The 25,006-nt window shown below is 73.1% G+C and carries 24 protein-coding genes and 1 pseudogene; 9 read left to right on the forward strand and 16 right to left on the reverse strand.

Translation table 11 applies throughout. From position 1 onward, the window contains the following. Nucleotides 1-68: 68 nt before the first annotated feature. Nucleotides 69-1,232: a VanZ family protein gene (locus F8R89_RS04430; RefSeq protein ID WP_151782718.1), complete on the reverse strand. Its 1,164-nt coding sequence runs from the start codon at nucleotides 1,230-1,232 to the stop codon at nucleotides 69-71. A 268-nt stretch (nucleotides 1,233-1,500) separates the two neighbouring features. Here F8R89_RS04430 and F8R89_RS04435 point away from each other — a divergent pair, with 268 nt between their 5' ends. Then, nucleotides 1,501-2,799: a sensor histidine kinase gene (locus F8R89_RS04435; RefSeq protein ID WP_151782719.1), complete on the forward strand. Its 1,299-nt coding sequence runs from the start codon at nucleotides 1,501-1,503 to the stop codon at nucleotides 2,797-2,799. 13 nt (nucleotides 2,800-2,812) lie between these two features. Here the strand turns inward: F8R89_RS04435 and F8R89_RS04440 are convergent. Together F8R89_RS04440 and F8R89_RS04445 are read right to left on the reverse strand one after the other, a co-directional pair. After that, nucleotides 2,813-3,259 (reverse strand): annotated as a pseudogene (locus F8R89_RS04440) (response regulator transcription factor); the annotation flags it as partial. Between the two features lie 82 nt (nucleotides 3,260-3,341). Continuing rightward, nucleotides 3,342-4,079, reverse strand: coding sequence for a DUF3152 domain-containing protein (locus F8R89_RS04445; RefSeq protein ID WP_225994327.1), 738 nt, complete (start codon nucleotides 4,077-4,079; stop codon nucleotides 3,342-3,344). A gap of 258 nt (nucleotides 4,080-4,337) precedes the next feature. Here F8R89_RS04445 and F8R89_RS04450 point away from each other — a divergent pair, with 258 nt between their 5' ends. Both F8R89_RS04450 and F8R89_RS04455 read left to right on the forward strand, forming a co-directional pair. Then, the gene (locus F8R89_RS04450) at nucleotides 4,338-5,519 is read left to right on the forward strand and encodes an MFS transporter (protein WP_225994328.1); all 1,182 of its coding nucleotides are present in this window, start codon (nucleotides 4,338-4,340) and stop codon (nucleotides 5,517-5,519) included. Nucleotides 5,520-5,622: 103 nt separating this feature from the next. Next, nucleotides 5,623-5,907, forward strand: coding sequence for a DUF6332 family protein (locus F8R89_RS04455; RefSeq protein ID WP_151782723.1), 285 nt, complete (start codon nucleotides 5,623-5,625; stop codon nucleotides 5,905-5,907). Here F8R89_RS04455 and F8R89_RS04460 read toward each other — a convergent pair. The 3 genes from F8R89_RS04460 to F8R89_RS04470 form a co-directional block, all read right to left on the reverse strand. Continuing rightward, nucleotides 5,868-6,533 carry a response regulator transcription factor gene (locus tag F8R89_RS04460; RefSeq protein ID WP_151782724.1) on the reverse strand — a complete coding sequence of 222 codons (666 nt, stop codon included), beginning with the start codon at nucleotides 6,531-6,533 and terminating at the stop codon, nucleotides 5,868-5,870. The genes F8R89_RS04455 and F8R89_RS04460 overlap by 40 nt on opposite strands. Continuing rightward, on the reverse strand, nucleotides 6,530-7,795 hold the full coding sequence (locus tag F8R89_RS04465) for a sensor histidine kinase (protein WP_151782725.1): 1,266 nt from the start codon (nucleotides 7,793-7,795) through the stop codon (nucleotides 6,530-6,532). The genes F8R89_RS04460 and F8R89_RS04465 overlap by 4 nt, the downstream gene beginning before the upstream one ends. A gap of 85 nt (nucleotides 7,796-7,880) precedes the next feature. Continuing rightward, nucleotides 7,881-8,576, reverse strand: a complete 696-nt coding sequence (locus F8R89_RS04470) for a TetR/AcrR family transcriptional regulator (RefSeq protein ID WP_151782726.1) — start codon at nucleotides 8,574-8,576, stop codon at nucleotides 7,881-7,883. Between the two features lie 157 nt (nucleotides 8,577-8,733). On the opposite strand from F8R89_RS04470, the gene F8R89_RS04475 reads away from it, so the two are divergent. Beyond that, nucleotides 8,734-9,183, forward strand: coding sequence for a nitroreductase/quinone reductase family protein (locus F8R89_RS04475; protein ID WP_151782727.1), 450 nt, complete (start codon nucleotides 8,734-8,736; stop codon nucleotides 9,181-9,183). A 37-nt stretch (nucleotides 9,184-9,220) separates the two neighbouring features. On the opposite strand, the gene F8R89_RS04480 is transcribed toward F8R89_RS04475, so the two are convergent. Then, entirely contained in the window at nucleotides 9,221-10,459 is a 1,239-nt protein-coding gene (locus F8R89_RS04480) for a geranylgeranyl reductase family protein (RefSeq protein ID WP_151782728.1), read from the reverse strand. 133 nt (nucleotides 10,460-10,592) lie between these two features. Here F8R89_RS04480 and F8R89_RS04485 point away from each other — a divergent pair, with 133 nt between their 5' ends. After that, a complete protein-coding gene (locus F8R89_RS04485; RefSeq protein ID WP_151782729.1) occupies nucleotides 10,593-11,948 on the forward strand; it encodes a dipeptidase in 1,356 nt (451 codons plus the stop codon). A 39-nt stretch (nucleotides 11,949-11,987) separates the two neighbouring features. Here the strand turns inward: F8R89_RS04485 and F8R89_RS04490 are convergent, their stop codons facing one another. The 3 genes from F8R89_RS04490 to F8R89_RS04500 form a co-directional block, all read right to left on the reverse strand. Beyond that, nucleotides 11,988-13,031 (reverse strand): NUDIX hydrolase, encoded by a 1,044-nt coding sequence (locus F8R89_RS04490; RefSeq protein ID WP_151782730.1) that lies wholly within the window; start codon nucleotides 13,029-13,031, stop codon nucleotides 11,988-11,990. A gap of 146 nt (nucleotides 13,032-13,177) precedes the next feature. Further along, nucleotides 13,178-13,507, reverse strand: coding sequence for a hypothetical protein (locus F8R89_RS04495; RefSeq protein ID WP_151782731.1), 330 nt, complete (start codon nucleotides 13,505-13,507; stop codon nucleotides 13,178-13,180). A 70-nt stretch (nucleotides 13,508-13,577) separates the two neighbouring features. Continuing rightward, the gene (locus F8R89_RS04500) at nucleotides 13,578-14,531 is read right to left on the reverse strand and encodes a TIGR01777 family oxidoreductase (protein ID WP_151782732.1); all 954 of its coding nucleotides are present in this window, start codon (nucleotides 14,529-14,531) and stop codon (nucleotides 13,578-13,580) included. Nucleotides 14,532-14,713: 182 nt separating this feature from the next. Here F8R89_RS04500 and F8R89_RS04505 point away from each other — a divergent pair, with 182 nt between their 5' ends. Then, the gene (locus F8R89_RS04505; protein ID WP_192806043.1) at nucleotides 14,714-16,735 is read left to right on the forward strand and encodes an NPCBM/NEW2 domain-containing protein; all 2,022 of its coding nucleotides are present in this window, start codon (nucleotides 14,714-14,716) and stop codon (nucleotides 16,733-16,735) included. A 19-nt stretch (nucleotides 16,736-16,754) separates the two neighbouring features. Here F8R89_RS04505 and F8R89_RS04510 read toward each other — a convergent pair whose 3' ends face one another. After that, the gene (locus tag F8R89_RS04510) at nucleotides 16,755-17,708 is read right to left on the reverse strand and encodes an ROK family protein (RefSeq protein ID WP_151782733.1); all 954 of its coding nucleotides are present in this window, start codon (nucleotides 17,706-17,708) and stop codon (nucleotides 16,755-16,757) included. Nucleotides 17,709-17,927: 219 nt separating this feature from the next. Here F8R89_RS04510 and F8R89_RS04515 point away from each other — a divergent pair, with 219 nt between their 5' ends. Together F8R89_RS04515 and F8R89_RS04520 are read left to right on the forward strand one after the other, a co-directional pair. Then, nucleotides 17,928-18,977: a LacI family DNA-binding transcriptional regulator gene (locus tag F8R89_RS04515; protein ID WP_151782734.1), complete on the forward strand. Its 1,050-nt coding sequence runs from the start codon at nucleotides 17,928-17,930 to the stop codon at nucleotides 18,975-18,977. A gap of 5 nt (nucleotides 18,978-18,982) precedes the next feature. Further along, entirely contained in the window at nucleotides 18,983-19,759 is a 777-nt protein-coding gene (locus tag F8R89_RS04520) for a hypothetical protein (protein WP_151782735.1), read from the forward strand. A 22-nt stretch (nucleotides 19,760-19,781) separates the two neighbouring features. Here F8R89_RS04520 and F8R89_RS04525 read toward each other — a convergent pair whose 3' ends face one another. The 5 genes from F8R89_RS04525 to F8R89_RS04545 form a co-directional block, all read right to left on the reverse strand. Beyond that, on the reverse strand, nucleotides 19,782-21,080 hold the full coding sequence (locus F8R89_RS04525; RefSeq protein ID WP_151782736.1) for a DUF6986 family protein: 1,299 nt from the start codon (nucleotides 21,078-21,080) through the stop codon (nucleotides 19,782-19,784). A gap of 187 nt (nucleotides 21,081-21,267) precedes the next feature. Next, nucleotides 21,268-22,230, reverse strand: a complete 963-nt coding sequence (locus tag F8R89_RS04530; RefSeq protein ID WP_062667889.1) for an electron transfer flavoprotein subunit alpha/FixB family protein — start codon at nucleotides 22,228-22,230, stop codon at nucleotides 21,268-21,270. A gap of 51 nt (nucleotides 22,231-22,281) precedes the next feature. Continuing rightward, the gene (locus tag F8R89_RS04535; RefSeq protein ID WP_151782737.1) at nucleotides 22,282-23,070 is read right to left on the reverse strand and encodes an electron transfer flavoprotein subunit beta/FixA family protein; all 789 of its coding nucleotides are present in this window, start codon (nucleotides 23,068-23,070) and stop codon (nucleotides 22,282-22,284) included. A 242-nt stretch (nucleotides 23,071-23,312) separates the two neighbouring features. Then, on the reverse strand, nucleotides 23,313-23,822 hold the full coding sequence (locus F8R89_RS04540) for a flavin reductase family protein (RefSeq protein ID WP_151782738.1): 510 nt from the start codon (nucleotides 23,820-23,822) through the stop codon (nucleotides 23,313-23,315). 209 nt (nucleotides 23,823-24,031) lie between these two features. Then, nucleotides 24,032-24,445 carry a thioredoxin family protein gene (locus F8R89_RS04545; RefSeq protein WP_151787995.1) on the reverse strand — a complete coding sequence of 138 codons (414 nt, stop codon included), beginning with the start codon at nucleotides 24,443-24,445 and terminating at the stop codon, nucleotides 24,032-24,034. 76 nt (nucleotides 24,446-24,521) lie between these two features. Here F8R89_RS04545 and F8R89_RS04550 point away from each other — a divergent pair, with 76 nt between their 5' ends. Further along, nucleotides 24,522-24,938 carry a DUF4395 domain-containing protein gene (locus F8R89_RS04550; protein ID WP_151782739.1) on the forward strand — a complete coding sequence of 139 codons (417 nt, stop codon included), beginning with the start codon at nucleotides 24,522-24,524 and terminating at the stop codon, nucleotides 24,936-24,938. Nucleotides 24,939-25,006 lie beyond the last annotated feature (68 nt).

The raw sequence follows: 25,006 nt of genomic DNA on the forward strand, positions 1-25,006 counted from the left end.
AAGGGCTCGACCGGGCTTTGTATCGGAGGGCAACAAACCAGGGGGTGTCCCGACGAGTCGTCCGCCCGTCATGGGCACAGACCCCGGCCGGCTGCGGTCTTCTCCCCCCTGGAGCCCTGCCGGGAGCCGGGCGGTGTGGCCGACAGGTGGACGGACAGCAGTCGGCCGCCGCCGTCGACCGTCACACGGAGCACGTTCATGGCCGGCAGGCGGGGATCGTGGAACGGATAGGCGACCGTCCACGTCGTCCGCGATCCCTCACCCTCCCGGTCCACCGCCGCCCGCTCCTCGTCGGCCGAGCCGGGAAAGCGGGCGGCGACATAGCGGTCCGCGGCCCGCCGTGCCGCCGGGGCGTCGTGCACCGGTCCCACGGCACCCGGTATCCGGCGTCCGGAGGGCACTCCCCCGGCCGCGACGTGCTCCCACACGTCGATGCCCACGCTGCTCCGGTCCGGCCAGGGCATGAGCACCGCTCCGCCGGGCTCCAGTTCGGCCGACACCGTCTCGTTCACCCCGTCCAGGCCGCACGGCGTCACATCCGACACGTTGACGATCCTCACGTCACCGCCCAGCGCCCGGTGGACGATGTCGGTGATCGCCGCACGCTGTTCGGCGCTCGCGGCTCTGGCCGGTTCGGCGTGGTCGACGACTCTGAACTCGACGCCGGCCGCCGGTACGCAGGCGATCACCGCGAAGCCCGCACAGGCCGCGGCTGAAACTCGCAGATGGCGCTCGCCCCGGGAGGACAGGCGTCCGCCCGACAGGCGGACGGAGAGGAACCCGAGACCGGCCCCCGCGATCGCTCCGACGGAGTTGGCGACCACGTCGGTGGTGTCGCAGTGGCGGCCGATCGCCGGAACGACGGCCTGGACCCCCTCGATCCCGCAGCTGAGCAGAACGGCCAGCAGCACCGGGGGGACCGGGCGCCGCACCGCCCGCAGACCGAAGAACCCGACCGGAACGAACAACGCGAGGTTCATCCACCCCTGGGCCACTCCGAAAGGCTCCATCACGTCCTTGTTGACGACGCACATCGTGGAGCCGGTGGAAGCCGTCTTGACCCAGAGCGTCAGACAGACGGCGGCCGTCGTGGACGCCGCCCAGGCCGCGTGCTCCCACGGCCGCTGGGGATGCCGGCCCAAGGCGACTCCGACGATGGCCAGGACGCCGGCCGAGACGAGGATGACCAGGACGACGTACATCAGGTGCCGTCCGAAGACGAGATCGAGCAAGAGTGAAGCCCTCCGGGAACGCGCGGTGCCGTGCGGAGAGGACGCACCGGAACGACCGCGTCACGCCCCGCGCTCTCCGCCAGTGGGCCGGGCCCGCCGGCACACCTGTGCGGAGCCAACCAGGGCAGACGTGAGCCGGGGGTGAGCGGCGCTCCCGGACACCGGGTTCTCCGGCGCGGGACCGCGGCACGGGTCGCCGGAGCAGCTTCACGCCCTGCTCACACCGGCCGCGGATACTGAAGGGACCAGCTGCGAGAGAGGACGACCGATGCGCTCTGCGACGGCCGAAGAGGAGGCGCGCGGAACCGGCGGAGGCGCGAGCGTGCGCGTCGGGCACGAGCGACCGGGAGCGGCCGGGTCTGCCGTCCGGTGGCTCGCCGGGCAGCGGGGAAGCCTCCGCCTGCGGCTCACCGTCGTCTTCGGCCTGCTGTTCTTCTTCGCGGCCGCCGCCGTGCTCGCGGCCACCGTGCTTCTCGTCCACCGCTACCGGCAGTACCATCCGCCGACCCAGCCGTTCCTGAAGTTCGATCCGCCGCTGACGACACAGCAGCGCGCTCAGGCGTGGCGGAACTGGAGCCAGCTCTCGGCCGACGCACGGCAGGACGCCCAGGGTGACGTCGAGTGGATGCTGAAGTGGGGCGCCCTGATCGTCACGGGCGTCGGGGTCACCGCCACGGCCGTCGGCTGGCTGGTGGCCGGGCGCCTGCTGCGTCCGCTCAGCCGCATCAGCCGTATCGCAGAACGCGTGGCGGGACACACCCTGCACCAGCGGATCGCCCTGCACGCTCCGCCGGGCGAGGTCAAGACGCTCGCCGACTCCTTCGACCGCATGCTGGAGCGCCTGGACGAGTCCTTCGCGGGCCAGGGCCGCTTCATCGGCAACGCCGCCCATGAGCTCAAGACCCCGCTGGTCCTCAACCGCACGCTGGTCGAGGTGGCGATGAACCGCCCCGACGCCCCACCGCAACTACGCCGTCTGGGTGAGAGCCTGCTGACGGTCAACACCCGCCACGAACGGCTCATCGACGGCCTGCTCGTCCTGGCCCGCTCCGAGAACGACCTGGCGGAACGGCTGCCCGCCGATCTGCGCCCGGCCGTCGAAGCCGTGCTGGAGCACGCCGCGCCCGATGCCGAACGCGGCGGGATCAGCCTCCGCACGGACCTCGGTCCCGCTCCGCTGCGCGGCGATCCGGTCCTGCTGGAGCATCTGGCGCGCAACCTCGTGGACAACGCCCTGCGCTACAACCGGCCGGGCGGCACCGTGCACGTGACGACCCGCACGGTCCCGGAGGGCGCGCGGCTCACCGTCTCGAACACCGGGCCCGCCATCGACCCGGCCGAGGTCCCCACGCTGTTCCAGCCCTTCCGCAGGCTCACCGACCGGATCGGTTCCGCCGAGGGGAGCGGTCTGGGCCTGTCGATCGTGCGGGCCGTGGCCCGGGTCCACGGCGGTGACGTCCACGCCACGGCCCTGTCCGAAGGCGGCCTCACCGTCACCGTCACCCTGCCCGGCGGTCCGCACGTGCCGTCACCGCGCCGCAGCGCGCCAGCCGACCTGCACGGCTGACCGTGGTCACATCACGGACCGGCCGGCCGTCCCGGTAGGTCTCGCGCAGATGGGGGTCGAGCCGGATTCCGGAGCGTTCCAGGACGGGCGGTGCCGGCGGCCGTACCCTGCGGCCGAGCGCCCGGATGCGGGCGACGAGTTCGGCGAAGGCGAACGGTTTCGCCAGGTAGTCGTCCGCGCCGAGGCTGAGGCCGGCCACACGCTCGGCGACCGTCGTCGACACCGTCAGCATCAGGATCCGCACGTCGGCGCCGGCCGCGGCCGTGCGCCGGCAGACCTCGTCGCCGTGCAGCTTCGGCAGGTCCCGGTCGAGCACCATCACGTCGTACTCGTTGACCGCCAGCCGCTCCAGAGCGGCCTCGCCGTCATGGACAACGTCCACCGCGAAGGTCTCCTGTCTGAGTCCCTCGGCCATCGCGTCCGCGAGCATCTGCTCGTCCTCCACGACCAGTACCCGCACCGCGCACACTCCCTCGCCTGGCTGTGAGCACAGTCTGGGTGAGGTGGTGTTAAAGCGGCGTGAGTCGCCCGTCGACGGTCTTTCAGGGCGCGGCAGGCCCGGTGATCAGGCTGCCGTCCGCGTCGTAGGGCCAGGCGTTGGCGACGCAGCCGTGCAGGCCCTTGATCTGCTGCATCATCGCGGGCGCGGGCCGCCCGGGGCCGGGACAGCCCCGGTGCCCGTACCCGAGCCGGTGGCCGACCTCGTGGTTGATGATCAAGGCGTGATACTCGGCGGGCCGGTCCGGGTAGTACGGGCTGAGCAGCAGCCAGCGCTTGAGGTTGACCACCACGTCCGTGCCGACCGCGCAGTTGACCTCGCCCCCGGTGTCCAGGCCGTACGCGCCGCACAGCCTGTCCGTGGTGTCCGGTGTCGCCAGCCGCACCCGGAAGTCGTACGGCGGTCCGGCGACCCGCCGGAAGGCGGCTCCGGCGCGGGTCCAGCCGCGCGGGTCCCCGAGGACGCGGTCGACCTCGGCGGCCACGGACCGGGCGGAGACCTCTGTGCCGTCCTCGGCCTCCACCACATAGCGCAGGGGCTTGCCGCGCCCGAACGTCCGCGAGCCGGCGGGGGCACGGGTGAAGGTTCCGGCGCCGTGCCGGATCACGTGCACGGACCGTGAAGGCGAGGGGCTGGGGCGCGGTGCCGACGAGGCGCCGGCGACCGGGCGACGCTGGTGGCCGGGCGAGGCGTCCGCTCCCTGGACGGCTTCGGTGGCCTCTCCGTCGACGCCGCCGTGGACCAGCGCGAACAGCATCGCGAGACACGCCCCGACGATCATGACGCAGGACCCCATGAGACACGACCGCGGCTTCATCACTCTGTGCTGCTTGGGGCGACGGTGATTCATGCGGCTCACTCCACATGCCGGAGCGTGAACCAGAGGTGAGCACCGGGGTTCACCTCCCGCTCACGCGACCGCGGTCATGCTGACGCCTGCCGAGGGCGAACCCACAGGTCGGAGGGGATTGCCCCCTGCCGGGGACCCGCCTAGCCTGCTTTTGTGCCGCAAATAAACAAATCGCGGTCGCACAGCGTCGTGCGCCGCCCCCTCAGCCCGCTCAGCCGTCTCCGCGTCGCCATCACCGTCTTCTTCGCCCTCGACGGCTTCCTCTTCGCCGGCTGGGTCGTCCGTATCCCCGCCATCAAGCAGCAGACCGGCGCCTCCGCCAGCGCGCTCGGCCTCGCCCTCCTCGGCGTCTCGGCCGGGGCCGTGATCACCATGGTCGTCACCGGGCGCCTGTGCCGCCGCTACGGCAGCCACCAGGTCACCGTCGTCTGCGCCGTCCTGCTCAGCCTCAGCGTCGCCCTGCCCCCGCTGACCCACTCGGCCCTCGCCCTCGGCCTCGTGCTCCTGCTGTTCGGCGCCGCGTACGGCGGCATCAACGTGGCCTTCAACAGCGCCGCCGTCGACCTCGTGACCGCGCTGCGCCGGCCCGTCATGCCCAGCTTCCACGCGGCGTTCAGCCTCGGCGGCATGGCCGGCGCCCTGCTCGGCGGGCTGGTCGCCGGGGCCCTCTCCCCCACGCGGCACCTGGCGGGCCTCACCCTCGTCGGACTGGCGGTGACCGCCGTGGCGGGCCGCACCCTGCTGCGGCACGACCCGCCGGCCGGCGCGGCACCCGACCGGCCGAGCGCCACCCCCGGCCGCCGGGACCCCCGCACCCGTCGGCTGGTGATCGTCTTCGGCCTGATCGCCGGCTGCACGGCCTACGGCGAAGGGGCCATGGCCGACTGGGGCGCGCTGCACCTGGAGGAGGACCTGGGGGCCGCACCCGGTGTCGCCGCGCTCGGCTACTCCTGCTTCGCGCTGTCGATGACCGTCGGCCGGCTCACCGGTACGACCCTGCTGGAGCGGCTCGGTCACGGCCGGACGGTCGTGGCGGGCGGCGCCACCGCGGCGGCCGGGATGCTGCTCGGCTCCCTGGCCCCGTCCCTGTGGGCGGCCCTGCTGGGCTTCGCGGTCACCGGGCTCGGCCTGGCCAACCTGTTCCCGGTGGCCGTCGAGCGCGCCGGTACGGTCGCCGGGCCGGGCGGTGTGGCCCTGGCCTCCACGTTCGGCTACAGCGGCATGCTCCTCGGGCCCCCGGCCATCGGCTTCATGGCGGACTGGTTCTCCCTGCCCGTCGCCCTCACCAGCGTCGCCCTGCTGGCGGCGGTCGCCACGCTCATCGGGGCCGGGACGCGGCGCGCGGTGCCGGACCGGCCGGGCACGGTGTGAGCCGCGAGCCGTAGTCCACCAGCCACCAGCCACCAGCCACCAGCCACCAGCCACCAGCCGATGGTCGCTTGTTCAGGCTCCCCTCCGATGTGAGACTCGCCCCATGAGCGACCACGGGGGACGGCGCGGGCAGGCCGAGCGGGACGCGATCACGGTCGAGATCGGCTACGCGCTGTGCAGCGCGGCGTTCCTGGCGGCCGTGGTGTGCGGCGCCGTCGTCGGACCGGTGTTCGTGTTCGACGTGCCGGACGGTGTGCGCCGTGCCGTCCTGGCCGTGGGAGCCGCCATCGCCGTGGTGCTGTTCGTCGCCCGGGTCGTGAGCGTGCTGATGCGTTTCCGGCCCGGAGCTCAGCCCAGCCAGCCCGGCCGCACCAGGCCGGACTCGTAGGCCAGCACCACCAGTTGGGCCCGGTCTCGGGCGCCCAGCTTCACCATCGTGCGGCTGACGTGGGTCTTCGCGGTGAGCGGGCTGACCACCAGGCGGCGGGCGATCTCCTCGTTGGACAGGCCGATGCCGACCAGCGCCATGACCTCGCGTTCCCGTTCGGTCAGCCGGGCCAGGGCGTCGGCGGCCGCGGGCTCCTTGGAGCGGGCGGCGAACTCGGCGATCAGCCGCCGGGTCACGCCCGGCGAGAGCAGCGCGTCCCCGTCGACCACCGCCCGGACCGCGCGCAGCAGTTCGTCCGGTTCGGTGTCCTTCACCAGGAACCCCGAGGCGCCCGAGCGGATCGCCTCGAAGACGTACTCGTCGAGCTCGAAGGTGGTGAGCATGACCACTTTCACGTCCTCCAGCGCGCTGTCGCCGGTGATCCGGCGGGTCGCGGCGAGCCCGTCGAGCACGGGCATCCGGATGTCCATGAGGACCACGTCCGGCCGCAGTTCGCGTACCGCGGGCACCGCCTCCTCGCCGTCCGCGGCCTCCCCGGCCACCTCGATGTCGGGCTGCGCGTCGAGCAGGGCCCGGAAACCGGCCCGCACGAGCGACTGGTCGTCGGCGAGCAGTACGCGGATCACCGGTCCTCCTCCTGAGGGGTCGTGTTCTTCGCGCGCTTCGACGCCGTGAGCGGCAGGACGGCGAGGACCCGGAAGCCGCCGTCGCCGCGCGGGCCCGCCTCGATGGTGCCACCGAGCGCGGCGGCACGTTCCCGCATGCCGGCCAGCCCGTTGCCGCTGCCGCCCGCGTCGGCGCCGGTCGCGGGCCCGTCGTCGTCGACGCACAGCCGCAGCGTCGTCCCGTCCGGCTGCTCGAACCGCACGCGCGCGTGCCGCGATCCGGAGTGGCGTACGACGTTGGTGAGGGCCTCCTGGACGATCCGGAAGGCCGCGAGGTCCGTGCCCGGCGGGAGCGGGGGCGGCTCGCCCTGGACCGCGACGGTGAGCCCGGCTCCGGCCGCCTGGGCCACGAGTTCGGGCAGCCGGGCGAGGCCGGGGGCGGGGGCGCGTGGGGCGGCGCCGGGCGCGCGGAGGGTGTCGAGGACCTGGCGGACCTCGCCGAGCGCCTCCTTGCTCTGTGCCTTGATGGTGGTGAGCGCGGTGCGCGCCTGCTCGGGGTCGGTGTCCAGGAGGGCGAGGCCGACCCCCGCCTGGACGTTGATCACCGAGATGCTGTGGGCGAGGACGTCGTGCAGTTCGCGGGCGATCCGCAGCCGCTCCTCGTCGGCGCGCCGCCGCGCCGCCTGGGCCCGTTCGGCCCGTTCCCTCGCCCACTGCTCCCGGCGGGCCCGCGCCAGTTCCGACACCGCCACGATGGCGGCGACCCAGGCGGCGACGACCGCCTCCTGCCCCCAGGGGGCGGGCCCGTCCCCGGTGGGCGGCAGCCAGCGGTACAGCCAGTGGCCGACGAGGACATGCCCCGCCCACAGGGACCCGACGGCCGTCCAGGCGGCCCGCCGGTGCCCGGCGACGACGGCGTTGAAGCAGGCGACGGCGACCGTCAGGAAGACCGGGCCGTAGGGATAGCCGGCGGCCAGGTAGAGCAGGGCGGCCGCCGAGGTGCCGAAGACGACCGGCACCGGGTACCGCTTGCGCCACAGCAGCAGGGCCGACGCCACGAACAGCAGTGCCCGCGCGAACGGGTCGAGGTCCTGACGCCCGTCGTGCTGCCCGCGGGCGGCGAACGAGGACCCGGCCAGCACGACGACGGTGACCAGCGCGGTGGAGCGCCAGGGCCACCGGGGAGCGCGCTCGGCGTCGTCGTCCCAGCGGTTCCACCACGGCGGCCCGTGCCGCCACCACGCCGGTGGACCGCCGGGCCGGTGCGCCTGCTGCTCGTCCATGGTGGCCACGCTAGACGCGAGGGCCCCGGGCCGGCGTCACCCGCGCGTGGTGATCACGCGTACTCCTCGTGCAGTACGCCGCCGCTCAGCGCAGGCCGACCTCGTGCGCGATGCGGGCCGCCGCGCGCCGGAAGAACGGCGGCCGGTCCTCCACGACCCGGTTGAACTGGCCGAAGAGCTCGAAGCCGACCAGCCCGAAGAGTTCCGCCCAGGCGGCGATGAGGGCCACGACCGTCGCCGGGGGCAGGTCGGGGGCGAGGTCGGCCGCCATGCGCCCGGCCTCGGCGGTCAGGTCGTCCGGCAGTGCGGGCGCGTCGGCGAGGACGCCCCGCTGATGGGCGTCGCGCACGATGCCGACGAACAGCAGGCCCACGCGGGAGGCGGCCGGGACCGTCGTCAGGGGAGCGGTGTAGCCGGGCACCGGCGACCCGTAGATCAGCGCGTACTCGTGCGGGTGCTCCAGCGCCCAGGTACGGACGGCCTCCGCGACCGCCGTCCACCGCTCCAGCGGCGGGGCGTCCGCGATCCTCTCGTTCGCCGCCTCGGCGGACGCGCCGAGGGAGTCGTAGGCGTCGATGATGAGGGCGGTCAGCAGGTCGTCGCGGCTGGGGAAATAGCGGTAGAGCGCGGAGGAGACCATGCCGAGGGACCGGGCGACGGCGCGCAGCGAGAGCCGGGACGCGCCCTCCTCCGCGAGCTGTCTGCGGGCCTCCTCCTTGATCGCGGCGGTCACTTCCATGCGTGCGCGGGCCCGGGCGCCCTGGGGGGTGCTGCTGCTCATACCGCGCAGTCTTCCATGAAATCAGAGCGGTGCACACAATCGAGAGCACCGCTCTTGCTTTGGATCGCCGTTCTCGTGCAGACTGTCTCTCGAGCGAGAGCAGTGCTCTCGAAGTCAGGTCTCCGGGCCGTCCGGCCCGCCGTCCAAAGGGGTCACCATGTCGTCGCCGTACTACCTCAAGGGCAGTCCGCTCAACGTCCGCTTCAACAACGTCGTCGGCTGGCTGGCCCGGCACGGCCTGAGCATCGTGGGCACGGCGGAGCTGTCGGTGCGCGGCCGCAAGAGCGGCAAGATGCAGCGCCTCCCGGTCAATCCGCACATCCTCGACGGTGTGCAGTACCTCGTCTCGGCCCGCGGGCACTCCCAGTGGGTGCGCAACATGCGCGTCGCCGGCGGCGGTGAGCTGCGGGTCGGGCGCAAGGTGCGCACGTTCACCGCGGTGGAGGTCCCCGACGAGGAGAAGCTCCCGATCCTGCGTACCTACCTGGAGAAGTGGGGCTGGGAGGTCAACCAGTACTTCCAGGGCGTGACCGCGAAGTCCACCGACGAGGAGATCGTCGCCTGCGCCCCGGACCACCCCGTCTTCCGGATCACGGTCGACGGGTGAGGTCCCGGGGCGGTCGGCGTCACCTGGGCGGTCGGCGTCAGGAGGCCGGCTGCTCGTCCGCGGGCGTCTGCCGGCGGTCCAGCGCGCTCAGCGCGCGGTGGGCCATGGGGTGGGTGCGGACGAGCTCGGCGAGGGTCGTGGAGCCGCGGGTGATGTCCGTGAACGCCTTCCAGGCCGGCCGGAACCCGGTCAGCACCGCGTGGAAGATGCCGGGCCGGCGCTCGAACACCGTCAGCATCCGCTTTCCGACGCTCATCTCCACACCAAGGCCCGCCTTGACGGCGAACGCGTAGTTCAGCGCCTGGCGCCGGGTGTCGACCGCGTCGTGCGCCTCGGCGATGCGCACCGCCCACTCCCCCGCGAGCCGGCCCGAACGCAGCGCGAAGGAGATGCCCTCGCGGGTCCACGGCTCCAGCAGGCCCGCCGCGTCCCCGCACACCAGCACCCGCCCGCGCGAGAGCGGCGAGTCCTCCGCGCGGCAGCGCGTCAGATGACCCGAGGAGATGCTCGGTTCGAACCCGGCGAGCCCGAGCCGCCCGATGAACTCCTCCAAGTACCGCTTGGTCGCGGCGCCTTCGCCACGCGCGGAGATCACACCCACCGTCAGGGTGTCGCCCTTGGGGAACACCCAGCCGTAACTGCCGGGCATCGGGCCCCAGTCGATGAGCACCCGGCCCTTCCAGTCCTCGGCGACCGTCTCCGGCACCGGGATCTCCGCCTCCAGGCCGAGGTCGACCTGGTCGACCTTCACCCCGACATGCGCCCCTATGCGGCTGGCGCTGCCGTCCGCGCCCACCACGGCCCGGGCGAGGACGGTCTCCCCTCCCTGCAGGACGAGGGCGACGCTGCGCCGGTCCGGCACGGCCGAGCCGTGCTGCTCGACGCGCTGCACGGTGACGCCGGTGCGCAGCTCGGCGCCCGCCTTCTGCGCGTGCTCGACGAGCTGCTGGTCGAACTCGGGCCGGTTGATCAGCCCGAACAGCGTCTGCCGGGAGCGGCGGGTGCGCGCGAAGCGGCCGTTGTGGGAGAAGGTCACCGCGTGCACGCGGTCCCGCAGCGGGAGCTCGAAGCCGGGCGGGAGGGAGTCCCGCGAGGGGCCGATGATGCCGCCGCCGCACGTCTTGTACCGGGGCAGTTCGGCCTTCTCCAGCAGCAGCACGCGCCTTCCGGCGACCGCCGCCGCGTAGGCGGCCGAGGCACCGGCCGGACCCGCACCCACCACGACGACGTCCCAGACCTGCCGTTCGTCGTCCGCCGAAGAGTTCTCGCTGCTCACGATGGCCTACTGCTCCCGCTCTGTTCGCCGCCCGATGCTGTCCCCCGCATCCTACGGCGGGCGTCGTCGCAGGCCACTGTGGGAGGATCACAGCACTCACGCGTACAACGTCGCACCCACAAGGAGCGTGCCCATGTCGTCGATTCCGGTCGCCGAGACCGTCGCCTCGCTGATGCCGCGGGCGAAGGCGGAGCTCACCGAGCTGGTGGCCTTCAAGTCGGTGGCGGACTTCGACCAGTTCCCGAGGAGCGAGAGCGAGGGAGCGGCCCGCTGGGTCGCCGACGCCCTGCGCGCGGAGGGCTTCGAGGACGTCGCCCTGCTGGACACCCCCGACGGCACCCAGTCCGTGTACGGCTACCTGCCCGGACCCGAGGGCGCGAAGACCGTGCTGCTGTACGCCCACTACGACGTGCAGCCCCCGCTGGACGAGGCCGGGTGGGACACCCCGCCCTTCGAGCTGACCGAGCGCGACGGCCGGTGGTACGGGCGCGGGGCCGCCGACTGCAAGGGCGGCGTGATCATGCACCTGCTGGCGCTGCGCGCGCTCAAGGCGAACGGCGGCGTCCCGGTGCATGTGAAGGTGATCGCCGAGGGCTCCGAGGAGATGGGCACGGGCGGCCTGGAGCGGTACGCCGAGGCGCACCCGGAGCTGCTGACGGCCGACACGATCGTGATCGGCGACTCGGGCAACTTCCGGGTCGGTCTGCCGACGGTCACCACGACGCTGCGCGGCATGACGATGGTCCGCGTGCAGATCGACACGCTCGCCGGGAACCTGCACTCCGGCCAGTTCGGCGGGGCCGCGCCCGACGCGCTGGGCGCGCTGATCCGCGTGCTGGACTCGCTGCGCGCCGAGGACGGCTCGACGACCGTCGACGGGCTGACCGGCGAGTCGTCCTGGGAGGGACTGCAGTACGACGAGGCGCAGTTCCGCAGGGACGCCAAGGTGCTCGACGGCGTGGAGCTGATCGGCTCCGGCACGGTCGCCGACCGGATCTGGGCCCGCCCGGCCGTGACGGTCCTCGGCATCGACTGCCCGCCGGTGGTCGGCGCCACCCCGTCCGTGCAGGCGAGCGCCCGTGCCCTGGTGAGCCTGCGGGTGCCGCCGGGCGTCGACGCGGCCCAGGCCACCAAGCTGCTCCAGGCCCACCTGGAGTCGCACACGCCGTGGGGCGCGCGGATCAGCACCGAGCAGGTCGGTCAGGGCCAGGCGTTCCGCGCCGACACGGCCAGCCCGGCGTACCAGGCCATGGCGGACGCGATGGCGGTGGCGTACCCGGGCGAGGAGATGCAGTACGCCGGCCAGGGCGGCTCGATCCCGCTGTGCAACACGCTGGCCTCGCTCTACCCGGAGGCGGAGATCCTCCTGATCGGCCTGAGCGAGCCCGAGGCGCAGATCCACGCCGTCAACGAGAGCGTGTCGCCGCAGGAGCTGGAGCGGCTGTCGGTCGCCGAGGCGCTGTTCCTGCGCAACTACGCCGGAAGCTGAGCCGGCGGCGGGGGGCACGCCGGTGCCCCCCGCGCCCGGTCAGGACGGTGCCGGGGTCCCCGCCTCCAGGTACAGCGCCGCCCCGCGCTCACGGGCGCGCAGCGCCCAGCGCAGCCGTTCGTAGCGCACCGGTGGCAGCAGGTCGGCGGCCTCGGCCTCGGTGACGAAGCGCCAGTCCCGCAGCTCGGGGCCGGGCAGCACCAGCCGCTCGGCGTCGGCGGAGTCCAGCCGGCCGCCGTCGAACAGCAGCCGCAGACCGCCGTAGCGGGGCGGTTCGGGCCGCTCCCAGTCGACGACCAGGAGCCGCGGCACGTCCTGGAGCCGTATCCCGGTCTCCTCGGTGACCTCGCGCATACCACCGCGCGCGGGCGCCTCGCCGGGTTCGACGACACCGCCGGGGAACTCCCAGCCGGCCTTGTACGTGGGGTCGACCAGCAGGACGCGGTCCCGCTCGTCGAAGAGGAGCACCCCGGCGGCGAGGGTCTCGGCGGTGGGCTCCGGCGTCTGCACGATGTCGCAGACCGGCACCTCGCCGTTGCCGACCGCCGCGGCGATCCGCACGGCGGTCTCGTACGGCGTCAGACAGCTGTTGTCGACCGGGTGGGCGTCGGCCAGCAGCCACGCGGCGAGCGCGGCGCGGTAGGGCTCGATGTGGTCGTAGGACCACTGCCGGACGCTCATCTCGCCGTCGGGGGCGTCGGGCGGTATCTCGCGCCCCGCTATCCGCGTGCGCAGGATCGTTTCCGCCGGGGCGAGGAGCACGTGCTGGACGGTGATGCGGCGGGCGGCGAGACCACCGAAGATCTCGTCGCGGTACTCCTGGCGCAGCAGGGTCATGGGGACCACGAGCGTCCCGCCGAGCTCGGCGTGCAGCGCCGCCGCGGTGTCGATCACCAGGCGCCGCCAGATCGGCAGGTCCTGGAAGTCGCCGACCTCGGCCAGGTGTTTGGGCGGCAGCAGGTGGGTGAGCGCCGCGCCGATGACCTCGGGGTCGAAGAGCGTGCTGTTCGGGATCAGCTCGATCAGCTCCCGTGCGGTGGTGGTCTTCCCCGCACCGAACGCGCCGTTGATCCAGACGATCACGGTTCCCCCTCTTCTGTTGGCCCCCTGTGGCTTGCCCGCTCCACACTGCCACGGAAACCACTCCGAGGAGAGGGCGCATGACGACGGCGCCGCCCTCCGCTCGGGAGCGGGGGTGCGGCGCCGTGCGGGCGGGCCGGAGGGGCCTGTCAGCCCTTCTTCCCGGAGGTGCGGTGCGGGGCGTCGTTCACGGCCCGGTCCGCTTCCCGGTTGACGGCCTTGCCGAAGGTCTCCAGGGCCTGGTCCACGTCGACGCCCGCGAGCTTGGTCGCACCGGTCGTGCCGAGACCGTCGATCTTCTTGCCGCTCACATCCACCCCGGCGGCCTTGATCTTTCCGCCGGTCAGTCCGGGCAGCCCGGTGTCGGGGGCGCCGGTCCCGGGAGGGCCCGCCAACTCCGCCGAGTGCGACGGGGTGACGGCGGCGACGACGAATCCGGTGGCCAGGGAGGCGATGGCGAGCATGCTGCGCTTCTTCATGGCCGGTTCAACTGCGAAAACGGCCGGACGGTCACGCCCAGGCCACGGACGGATCGGACGACGTCCGCGCTCAGGCCGCGCGCCGGGTCTCCCGGCGCCGCCCGACGAGCTCGCGGGCCGCGTCGGGCCAGTCCGGGTGGGTGAAGCGGAAGCCCGCGTCGAGCAGCCGGCCGGGGACCACCCGGCGGCTCTTGAGCAGCAGTTCGGTGTCGGAGCGCAGCACGAAGGCGCCGATCTCGGCCATCGCCCTCGTCGCGGGCAGACCGACGGGGACGCGCGCGGCGGAGCGCAGGGCGCTCATGAAGGCGCGCTGCGGCAGCGGCTCCGGGGCGGCGAGGTTGACCGGCCCGGACAGGTCGTCCCGGGTGATCAGGTACTCGGCGGCGCGGACGAAGTCGTGCTCGTGGATCCAGGAGACGTACTGCCGTCCGCCCGCGACAGGTCCGCCGAGCCCCAGGCGCGCCAGGCGCAGCAGGACGTCGAACACGCCGCCCCGGTCCGGGCTCATGACCATCGCGGAGCGCAGGGCCACCTTGCGGGTGCCCGGGGTGTCCGCCTCGTCCAGGGCCCGCTCCCAGGCCTTGGCGATGTCGACGCTGTAGGACCAGTAGCCCGGCACGTCGGGTTCCCGGCCGCCGATGACGCCGGTCGCCTCGTCGTGAGGCGCGTCGAAACGGTGGGCGTAGACGGTGGCCGTGCTCATCTGGAGCCAGACGCGCGGCGGCCGGGCGGCGTTCGCGATCGCCTCGCCGACGATCTCGGTCGAGCGGACCCGCGAGTCCATCATGGCCTTCAGGTTGGGCGCGGTGTAGCGGCAACTGACGCTGCGACCCGCCAGGTTGACGACGACGTCGCTGCCGTCGATCTCCGCCGCCCACGGCCCCAGGGCCGTGCCGTCCCAGCCGACCTCGCCGGGCCGGGCGGGACGCCTGGTCAGGACGACGACCTCGTGGCCGGCCGCCGTGAGGGCGCGGTTCAGGATCGTGCCGACCTGCCCGGTGCCCCCGGGGATCACGATCTTCATGTGGTTCCCCTCTCGTACGGGACGACCCTAGCCCATATTTGAACGCGTTCAAAATAGTAACTGCCACACTCGTGACGCGACTTCAAGTCCGACCACTTTCCAACACAGTCCGACAGGTTCTAACGTGATCCCAACCATGACGCGTACATGACGTCACTCTGCAGGGACGGAGGAACGTGACCATGCGTCACCTTCACACCCGCACCATCCGGACGAGACTGATCGGGACGCTCACCGCGGCACTGCTCTGCGCGGCCGGGCTCGCCACCCCCGCGGCGGGCGCCGGGAGCGCCCCTCCCCCGGCTCCCGCCGTGGACGACGGCCTCGCCCTGACCCCGCCCATGGGCTTCAACAACTGGAACTCCACCCACTGCCGTGCCGAGTTCGACGAGGCCATGGTCAAGGGCATCGCCGACCTCCTGGTCGACAAGGGGCTCAAGGACGCCGGCTACCAGTACGTCAACCTGGACGACTGCTGGGCGCTGCCCTCCCGGGACGCCGACGGCAAGCTCGTGCCCGACCCGGCCCGCTTCCCGCACGGCATCAAGGCGGTCGCCGACTACGTCCACGCCAAAGGGCTGAAGTTCGGCATCTACACGAGCGCCGGCACCAAGACCTGCGACAGCACCGGCTTCCCGGGCGGGCTCGGCCACGAGTACAGCGACGCGCGGCAGTTCGCCGACTGGGGCGTCGACTACCTGAAGTACGACAACTGCAACAACCAGGGCGTGGACGCCCGGCAGCGCTACACGACCATGCGCGACGCGCTGCGGGCCACCGGCCGCCCCATCGTCTACAGCATCTGCGAGTGGGGCGAGAACAAGCCCTGGGAGTGGGCCGCCGACGTGGGCCATCTGTGGCGCACGACCGGCGACATCAGCGACAACTGGGGTTCGATGCTGTCGATCCTCAAGCAGAACCTGCCGCTCGCGGACCACGCGGGCCCCGGCCACTGGAACGACCCCGACATGCTGGAGGTCGGCAACGGCGGCATGACCGGCACCGAGTACCGCTCGCACTTCTCCCTGTGGGCGATCATGGCGGCGCCGCTGCTCATCGGCGCCGACCTGCGCACCGCCTCCGCTGAGACCCTCGAGATCCTCGGCAACCGCGAGGTCGTCGCCGTCGACCAGGACCCCCTGGGCCGGCAGGGCAGGGTCGTCTCCTCCGAGGGCGGGCGCTGGGTCGTCGCCAAGGAGATGCGGGACGGCAGCCGCGCGGTGGCGCTGTTCAACGAGGCCGACTCCGCCCAGCGCGTCACGACGACCGCCGAGAAGGTCGGGCTGCCCGCCGCCGGCGCCTACACCCTGCGCGACCTGTGGCGGCACCGCACCTTCAACACGGCGGGCACGATCTCCGCGACGGTGCCCGCCCACGGCACCGTCCTGGTCCGCGTCGCCGCCGACGACCGGTGGGCCCAGCATCCGCCCGCGGTCGAAGCCGGCCTGGACGGCGGCCTGTTGTTCGAGCCGGGCCGGAAGGCCGCGCTGACGTCCACGGTCACCGATCTCGGGCGTACGGCCGCCCGGCAGGTGTCCGTGTCCCTGTCCGGGCCCGCGGGCTGGTCCCTCCGGCCGACCGCGCCGGCCGCCTCGCCCGCGCTGCCCACGGGCCGCACCCTGCGCACCGGATGGGAGGTCACCGTCCCCCGGGGGACGCCCACGGGACCGTACGCCCTCACCCTCACCGTGCGGCACCGCTCACCGGCCGGCGATCGGGTAGAGACGACGCTGCCGCTCACCGCGACCGTGGTGACCCCGCCGCCCGCGGGGACCTCGGAACTCGCCGAGCTGCCCTGGCTGTCGGCCACCAACGGATGGGGGCCGGTCGAGCGCGGCACCAGCAACGGCGAGAGCGCGGCGGGCGACGGGAACCCGATCACCATCGGCGGGGTCGTGTACGGCACCGGGCTCGGCGTCCACGCCGAGAGCACCGTCGGCTACTACACGGGCGGCGCCTGCGAGACCGTGACGGCGCACGTCGGCGTGGACGACGAGGAGGGCGCGGACGGCAGCGTCGTCTTCGAGGTCTGGGCGGACGGCACGAAGGCCGCCTCGACCGGCGTCCTGACCAACGCCATGCCGGCCCGGCCGCTCACCGCGGACGTGACCGGCGCGCAGGTGGTCCGACTCGTCGTCACCGACGGCGGCGACGGCGTCACCTCGGACCACGGGGACTGGGCCGAGGCGCGGCTGAGCTGCTGAGGCACCCTCCGGGCGAGGGTCAGACCCCCGCCGCGGCCACGCCCGTCCGGCCGGCGAGCGCGGCCGCGGCGGCGCCGACCAGCCCGGCGTCGGTGCCCATCCGGGCGGGCGCGACGGTCAGGCGCTGCACGAAGGACAGGGTGGCGTAGTCGGCGAGGGCCTTGCGCAGCGGGGTGAACAGGACGTCGCCGGCCTTGCCGACGCCGCCGCCGATCACGGCTATGTCGATCTCCACGAGGGTCGCGGTGGCGGCGATCCCGGCGGCCAGGGCCCGCGCGGCCCGCTCGAAGGAGGCCACGGCGACCGGGTCGCCCTCGCGGGCGGCGGCGGCGACCGCGGCGGCGGAGGTGTCGCCGTCCGGTCCGGGCCGCCAGCCGCCGTCCAAAGCGCGGCGGGCGATGTTCGGGCCGCTCGCGATGCGCTCCACGCAGCCGCGCGAGCCGCACGGGCACAGGTCGCCGTCGAGGTCCACGCTGATGTGGCCGATGTGGCCCGCGTTGCCGGTGGGCCCGGGGTGCAGCCGGCCGCCCAGCACCAGACCGCCGCCGACGCCCGTGGAGACGACCATGCACAGCGCGTTGTCGTGGCCCTGCGCGGCGCCCTGCCAGTGCTCGGCCGCGGTGATGGCCACGCCGTCGCCGATCAGCTCGACGGGCAGCCCGCCGGTCGCCTCCCTGACCCGGCGCACCAGCGGGTAGCCACGCCAGCCCGGGACGTTCACGGGGCTCACGGTGCCCGCCGAGGCGTCCACCGGTCCCGCGCTGCCGATCCCGAGCGCCGAGACCCGCCCCCACAGAGGAGAGGCGGCGAGTTCGTGGACGACCTCCTCGACGGCCCGCATCACGGTCTCGCCGTCCTCCCGCGCCGGGGTCGGGCGCTGCGCCCGAACGGCGATCGTGCCGTGACCGTCCACCAGCGCTCCGGCGATCTTGGTGCCGCCGATGTCGAGCGCAGCCACGAGGTCGTTGTGCATCTGAGTCAGTTCTCCCCGTCAACCATTCGGAACTCCCGCCCACGACGACGGGAATCGGACGCGCCGGTCTGGCGGTGGGGGCGCAGGCCGGAGATTGCGGTGGACAGTGTCTCCTGGATCTGACAACGTTGTCCAGGCTCTATGCTCGACGCCACATCCTCATACAAGCCCACGGGCCGACGCATCCCCGTGGACGAGAACAGGACAGGACACCGCATCGTGCCCGAGACCATCCGCCGTTCCGACCGACTTCCCGAGAGCCGCTACGGCAACCGGCCGACCATGAAGGACGTCGCGGCGCGTGCCGGAGTCGGTCTGAAGACCGTCTCGCGCGTGGTCAACGGGGAGCCCGGGGTCACACCGGAGACGGAGCGCCGCGTCCAGGAGGCCATCGACGCCCTGGGCTTCCGCCGCAACGACAGCGCCCGCGTGCTGCGCAAGGGCCGCACGGCGAGCATCGGCCTGGTCCTGGAGGACCTCGCGGACCCCTTCTACGGCCCGCTGAGCCGCGCGGTGGAGGAGGTGGCGCGGGCGCACGGCGCCCTGCTCATCAACGGCTCCAGCGCCGAGGACCCCGACCGTGAGCAGGAGCTGGCGCTCGCGCTGTGCGCCCGGCGGGTGGACGGGCTGGTGGTCATCCCGGCCGGTGACGACCACCGCTATCTGGAGCCCGAGCTGAAGGCCGGCGTCGCGACCGTGTTCGTGGACCGCCCGGCGGGCCAGATCGACGCCGACTGCGTCCTGTCGGACAACTTCGGCGGGGCCCGCGACGGCGTGGCCCATCTGATCGGCCACGGGCACCGGCGGATCGGCTTCATCGGCGACATGCCCCGTATCCACACGGCCGCCGAGCGGCTGCGTGGCTACCGGGCCGCCATGGAGGACGCGGGAATAGCGGTGGAGGACGCCTGGATGTCCCTCGGGGTGACCGACCCCGAGCGGGTGCGCCGGGCCGCGGAGGACATGCTCAAGGGCCCCTCCCCCGTCACCGCGATCTTCACGGGCAACAACCGGGTGACGGTCACCGTGATCCGGGTGCTGGCCGCGCAGAGCCGCCGGGTCGCCCTCGTCGGCTTCGACGACATCGAGCTCGCCGACCTGCTGCAGCCCGGGGTCACCGTGGTCGCCCAGGACGCGGCGGCCCTCGGGCGTACGGCGGCCGAGCGGCTGTTCAGCCAGTTGGACGGCACCCTGGTCGCCCCCGAGCGGATCGAACTGCCGACCAGGCTCGTCACCCGCGGCTCGGGCGAGCTGCCGCCCGAGGACTGACCGGCATGGACGGTACGTCCGAGGCGGGTACGGCGGCGGACGACGACCGCACACTGGAGGCGCTGGGCCTGGCCGAGGCGCCCCACGACCATCCGCTGCTCTACCCGGGCGCCTGGCCGTCCGACTCCGCTCTCCTCGACGGCGACCGGCTGCTGCCGCTGGAACGCCTGGTGCACGACGACCGGACCCCCATCCTCGCGGTGGGCTCCAATGCCTGCCCTGCCCAACTGCGCCGCAAGATGCGGGCGTTCGGGATCGACTCCCCCGTGCCCCTGGTGAAGACCCGGGTGACGGGTCTCGCCGTGGGCGTCTCCGCCCATGTGAGCCGCCGCGGCTACCTGGCCGCAGCGCCCTTCCTCGCGCCCGGCCGGGTCACCGAGCTGTTCGTGACCTGGCTGGACGAGAAGCAGCTCGCGGTGATCGACGCGAGCGAGGGCGTGCCCCGGCCCGACGGCAACTACGCGCGCGCGTGGCTGCCCGCGCCGGACGTACGGATCGGCCTGGCGGACGGCACGTCGCTGCCCGGCGCCTTCGTCTACGTCAACCGCCACGGCGTGCTGCACGACGGCACGGGCGCGCCCCGCACCCACCCCGGCCAGCGCCCGCTGCTCACCGAACTGCTGTCGGGGTCGACCGCGTTGAGGGAGCTGTTCGGCGTCACGCCCGAGGAGTTCAGCGCGCGGGTGCGCGAGGACGTGCGGCTGTGCGCGCTGGGCACGGCGGTGTTCGCGCGGGAGAAGCTGGTGACGGCGTCGGGGCTCGAGCCGTACGCCGGGGTCTGACGCCGGCGGGGCGGCGCCGGTCTCAGCTCCCGGACGCGGTCAGGTCGCCGCGCCGGGGTGAGGCGTAGCCCTCCAGGTCGGCGCGGGTCAGACCGGTGAGGCGGGCCACCTCGCCGATGTCGAGGGCGCCGCAGTCCAGGCCGCGCAGCAGATAGCCGCTGAGGGCCTTGGCGGTGGCGGGCTCGTCCATGACGTCGCCGCCGGACCGGTTGGCGTACCGGGCGAGCCGCGCGGCGGCCTGCTCGAAGCCCTCGCGGTAGAAGGCGAAGACGGCGGCGTAGCGGGTGGGGATGTGGCCGGGGTGCATGTCCCAGCCCTGGTAGTAGGCGCGGGCGAGGGCACGGCGGGTGAGGCCGTAGTGGAGCCGCCAGGCCGCGTGGACCTGCTCGGTGGGGCCGACGGGCAGGACGTTCGTCGAGCCGTCGCAGACGCGTACGCCGGTGCCGGCCGCCGCGACCTGCATGACCGCCTTGGCGTGGTCGGCGGCCGGGTGGTCGCTCGCCTGGTGGGCGGCGGAGACGCCGAGGCAGGCGCTGTAGTCGAAGGTGCCGTAGTGCAGTCCGGTGGCGCGGCCACCGGCGGCCTGGATCATGCGGGCGACGGTGGCGGTGCCGTCGGCGGCGAGGATGGCCTGGCTGGTCTCGATCTGGATCTCGAAGCCGATCCGGCCGGCGTCCAGGCCGTGCGCCTTCTCGAACTCCTCCAGCAGCCGCGCCATGGCGGTGACCTGCTCGGCGTAGGTGACCTTGGGCAGGGTGAGGACCAGTCCGGCGGGCAGGCCGCCGGCCTCGATGAGGCCGGTGAGGAAGATGTCGAGGGTGCGGATGCCCCGCGCGCGGACGGGCGCCTCCATGCACTTCATGCGGATGCCCATGTACGGGGCGGCCGTCCCGTCCCGGTACGCCTGGGCGATCAGGCGGGCCGCGCGGGCGGCGGCCTCGTCCTCCTCGGCGTCGGGGCGGGAGCCGTAGCCGTCCTCGAAGTCGACGCGCAGGTCCTCGATGGGCTCGCGCTCCAGCTTGGCGCGGACCCGCGTGTACACCGGTTCGGCCAGTGCGTCGGAGAGGCCGAGCGCGGCGGCGAACGACCCGGCGTCGGGGGCGTGTTCGTCGAGCGCGGCGAGGGCCCGGTCGCCCCAGGAGCGGACGGTGTCGGCGGCGAAGACGTCGCCGGGGACGTACACCGTGTGGACGGGCTGACGGGTGCCGGGGTCACCGGGGTAGCGGCGCTCCAGTTCGGCGTCGACGGGGGCGAGGGAGGCGTCGATCTCCTCGCTGACGGCGCCCGCGAGGCTCGTCGTCACCTTCTCCTGCTGACCCATTGCCGCACCCTCCGCTTCGACCCTACGGATTCAACAATCTGTTGAACGACCGTATCCGGAGTGCTTCTTCCTGGTCAACACCGTGTCCACGGGCGGCCGGTCCGTGCACCCCCGCCCATCATGCGACGCACGAGGCCCCCGTGGCCGTCGGAGACGGTCACGGGGGCCTCGGTGTGCCGGGTGGGGATCAGCCCTTGCGGGCCTTGATCTCCTCGGTCAGGGCCGGGACGACGTCGAACAGGTCGCCGACGACGCCGTAGTCCACCAGCTCGAAGATCGGGGCCTCGGCGTCCTTGTTGATCGCCACGATCGTCTTCGAGGTCTGCATGCCCGCGCGGTGCTGGATCGCGCCGGAGATGCCGGAGGCGATGTACAGCTGCGGCGAGACCGACTTGCCGGTCTGGCCGACCTGGTTGGTGTGCGGGTACCAGCCGGCGTCCACCGCGGCACGCGAGGCGCCGACGGCCGCGCCGAGGGAGTCGGCGAGGGCCTCGATGATCGAGAAGTTCTCGGCGCCGTTGACGCCACGGCCGCCGGAGACGACGATCGCGGCCTCGGTCAGCTCCGGACGGCCGGTCGACTCACGCGGCGTGCGCGCGGTGACCTTGGTGCCGGTGGCCTTGTCGGAGAAGGTCACCGACAGGGCCTCGACCGCGCCGGCGGCCGGGGCGGCCTCGACGGCGGCCGAGTTCGGCTTGACCGTGATGACCGGGGTGCCCTTGGAGACACGGGACTTGGTGGTGAAGGACGCGGCGAACACCGACTGGGTGGCCACCGGGCCCTCGTCGCCGGCCTCGAGGTCGACGGCGTCGGTGATGATGCCGGAGCCGATGCGCAGCGCCAGACGGGCGGCGATCTCCTTGCCCTCCGCGGAGGACGGGACCAGCACGGCGGCCGGGGAGACGGCCTCGACGGCGGCCTGCAGGGCCTCGACCTTCGGTACGACCAGGTAGTCGGCGTACTCGGCGGCCTCGTGGGTGAGGACCTTGACGGCGCCGTGCTCGGCGAGGGTGGCGGCGGTGTCACCGGCGCCGTTGCCCAGCGCGACGGCGACCGGCTCGCCGACGCGGCGGGCCAGCGTCAGCAGCTCCAGGGTGGGCTTGCGGACGGCACCGTCCACGTGGTCGACGTAGACGAGAACTTCAGCCATGGGATTGCTCTCCTGCGAAACGAAGTTGAGGGGCGGTCGGCGTGTCGAGCCTTAGATGAACTTCTGGCTCGCGAGGTACTCGGCGAGCTGCTTGCCGCCCTCGCCCTCGTCCTTGACGATCGTGCCGGCGGTGCGGGCCGGACGCTCGGCCGCGCCGTCGACGACGGTGTAGGCACCCTCGAGACCGACCTCCTCGGCCTCGATGTCGAGGTCCGACAGGTCCCAGGACTCCACCGGCTTCTTCTTGGCGGCCATGATGCCCTTGAAGGACGGGTAGCGCGCCTCGCCCGACTGGTCCGTGACGGACACGACGGCCGGCAGGGAGGCCTCCAGCTGCTCGGAGGCGGCGTCGCCGTCCCGGCGGCCCTTGACGGTGCCGTCCTCGACGGAGACCTCGGACAGCAGGGTGACCTGCGGGACGCCCAGACGCTCGGCCAGCAGGGCCGGGACGACGCCCATGGTGCCGTCGGTGGAGGCCATGCCGGAGACGACCAGGTCGAAGCCGGCCTTCTCGATCGCCTTGGCCAGCACCAGCGAGGTGCCGATGGCGTCGGTGCCGTGCAGGTCGTCGTCCTCGACGTGGATGGCCTTGTCGGCACCCATGGACAGCGCCTTGCGCAGCGCGTCCTTGGCGTCCTCCGGGCCCACTGTCAGGACGGTGACCTCGACGTCGTCGTCGGAGTTCTCGGAGATCTGCAGCGCCTGTTCGACCGCGTACTCGTCGAGCTCGGAGAGCAGACCGTCCACGTCGTCCCGGTCGACGGTCAGGTCATCGGCGAAGTGCCGGTCGCCAGTGGCGTCGGGCACGTACTTCACAGTGACAACGATCCTCAAGCTCACGCCGGCTCTCCTACTGCGTCGACATTTCTCTGCTGCCTCTTGCAGGCAGCATAGGCGCCCCAAGCGGCCGATCCCGATCGGGGCGACCCGCGCTCCGAGCGAAATATTACTCGTCAGTACATCCAGTTCGTTCCCGCTAAGCAAGCGCTTTGAACTGTGACCTTTGCAACGCAGCGTAATCGGAATCCGACGGCGCCGCAGAACACGCGGAGCGCCTGATCGGTCACACGGCAGCGGTGACCTCAGTCACGCAGCCCGTTGAACCGGCCCTGGTGGTACAGCAGGGGGCGGCCCTGCCCGGAGGGGTCGCCGAGGACGACCTCGGCCAGCACGATGCGGTGGTCGCCCGCCGGGACGCGCGCCACCACCCGGCACACCATCCACGCGAGCACGCCGTCGAGCACCGGGACCCTCTCGGGGCCCTCCCGCCACACGGTGGGCGCGCCGAAGCGGTCGGCGCCGCTGCGGGCGAAGGTCGCGGCCAGGTCCCGCTGGTGCTCACCGAGTATGTGGACGCCGACATGGTCCGTCGCGGCGATGGCCGGCCAGCTGGAGGCGCCCGCGCCGACGCCGAAGGAGAGCATCGGCGGTTCGGCGGAGACGGAGCTGAGGGAGGTCGCCGTGAAGCCCACGGGTCCGCTCTCACCGCGGGCGGTGATCACCGCCACCCCGGCGGCATGGCGCCGGAAGACGGAGCGGAGCAGATCGGGCGAGGCGAGCTGGGCGGAGTCCAGGCCGGGAGAGGCCGTCATGGAGTTGTCCTTCTGCGAGGGGAGTCGGGGCGGTCCGTGGCGCTTCAACAGCCCGGACAGCGCGCGCCCACGGTGCGGGCCGGGTCGGCGGGGGCCCGTCCGAAGAGAAGGAGTTCCTCACACATACGGTCAATCTGACGATAGGTGGTCCACGCAGTCAAGTGCGTTCCGTCATGTGGGAGATGACTCACCCTCGGCATCACGGCCCCTCAGACCGCCTCGCCCAGAGCCGCGATCACGTCCGCCTTGCGGGGCTGACCGGTGGCCCGCCGCACGACGGCTCCGTCGGCGTCGAGGACCAGCACGGTCGGCGTCTTGAGGATGTCGAGCCGCCGGACGAGGTCGAGGTGCTCCTCGGCGTCGATCTCGATGTGCCGCACGCCCGGCACCATGCCGGCGACCTCCCCCAGCACCCGCCGGGTGGCCCGGCAGGGGGCGCAGAAGGCGCTGGAGAACTGCACGAGCGTCGCGCGCTCGCCGAGCTCGCCGCCCAGTTCGCCCGCGCCGAGCCGCTTCCCGTCGTCGCGCCCGCGCACCCTTACCCTCCCGCTCCGCCGCCGCTGCAGCACTCCGTAGGCGCTCGCCACCGCGAGCACCGCCACACACACCATGAGTCCGGTCATCACCCTGCTCAAGCATTCACAGGACTGCAAAGATTCCCGCCTCCCGCAAGCCCGTCCGCCGCGGAATGCTTGATTCATGGACATCGACGTGAGAGGGCCGCGCTTCGGGGCGGCCGTGACGACCGTGGTGCTGGCGGTCGTCCTGATCACCGGGAGCGCCTGGCTGCTGGCCTGGCAGACGCTGGCGTTCGCGCTCGGCGCCGCGGGCGGGGTGGGGCGTTCGCCGTACGGGGTGCTCTTCCGCCGGGTGGTGCGGCCGCGGCTCGGGCCGCCGACCGCCTTCGAGGCGCCGGAGCCGCCGCGCTTCGCCCAGGCGGTCGGGCTCGTCTTCGCGGCCCTCGGGCTCGTCGGCTACGCGCTGGGGCCGGAGTGGCTGGGCCTGGCGGCCACCGGCGCGGCGCTGGCGGCCGCGTTCCTGAACGCCGTCTTCGGGTACTGCCTGGGGTGCGAGATGTACCTGCTCATACGGCGGCTGGCGGTGCGTGCCGGGTAAAGAACGATCAAAAGCACGAGGTCGATCATGGGGTGGACGTGACGAGGATCTCGCGGCTTCCGGGCACT

The sequence above is a fragment of the Streptomyces sp. SS1-1 genome, assembly GCF_008973465.1.
Lineage (GTDB): Bacteria > Actinomycetota > Actinomycetes > Streptomycetales > Streptomycetaceae > Streptomyces.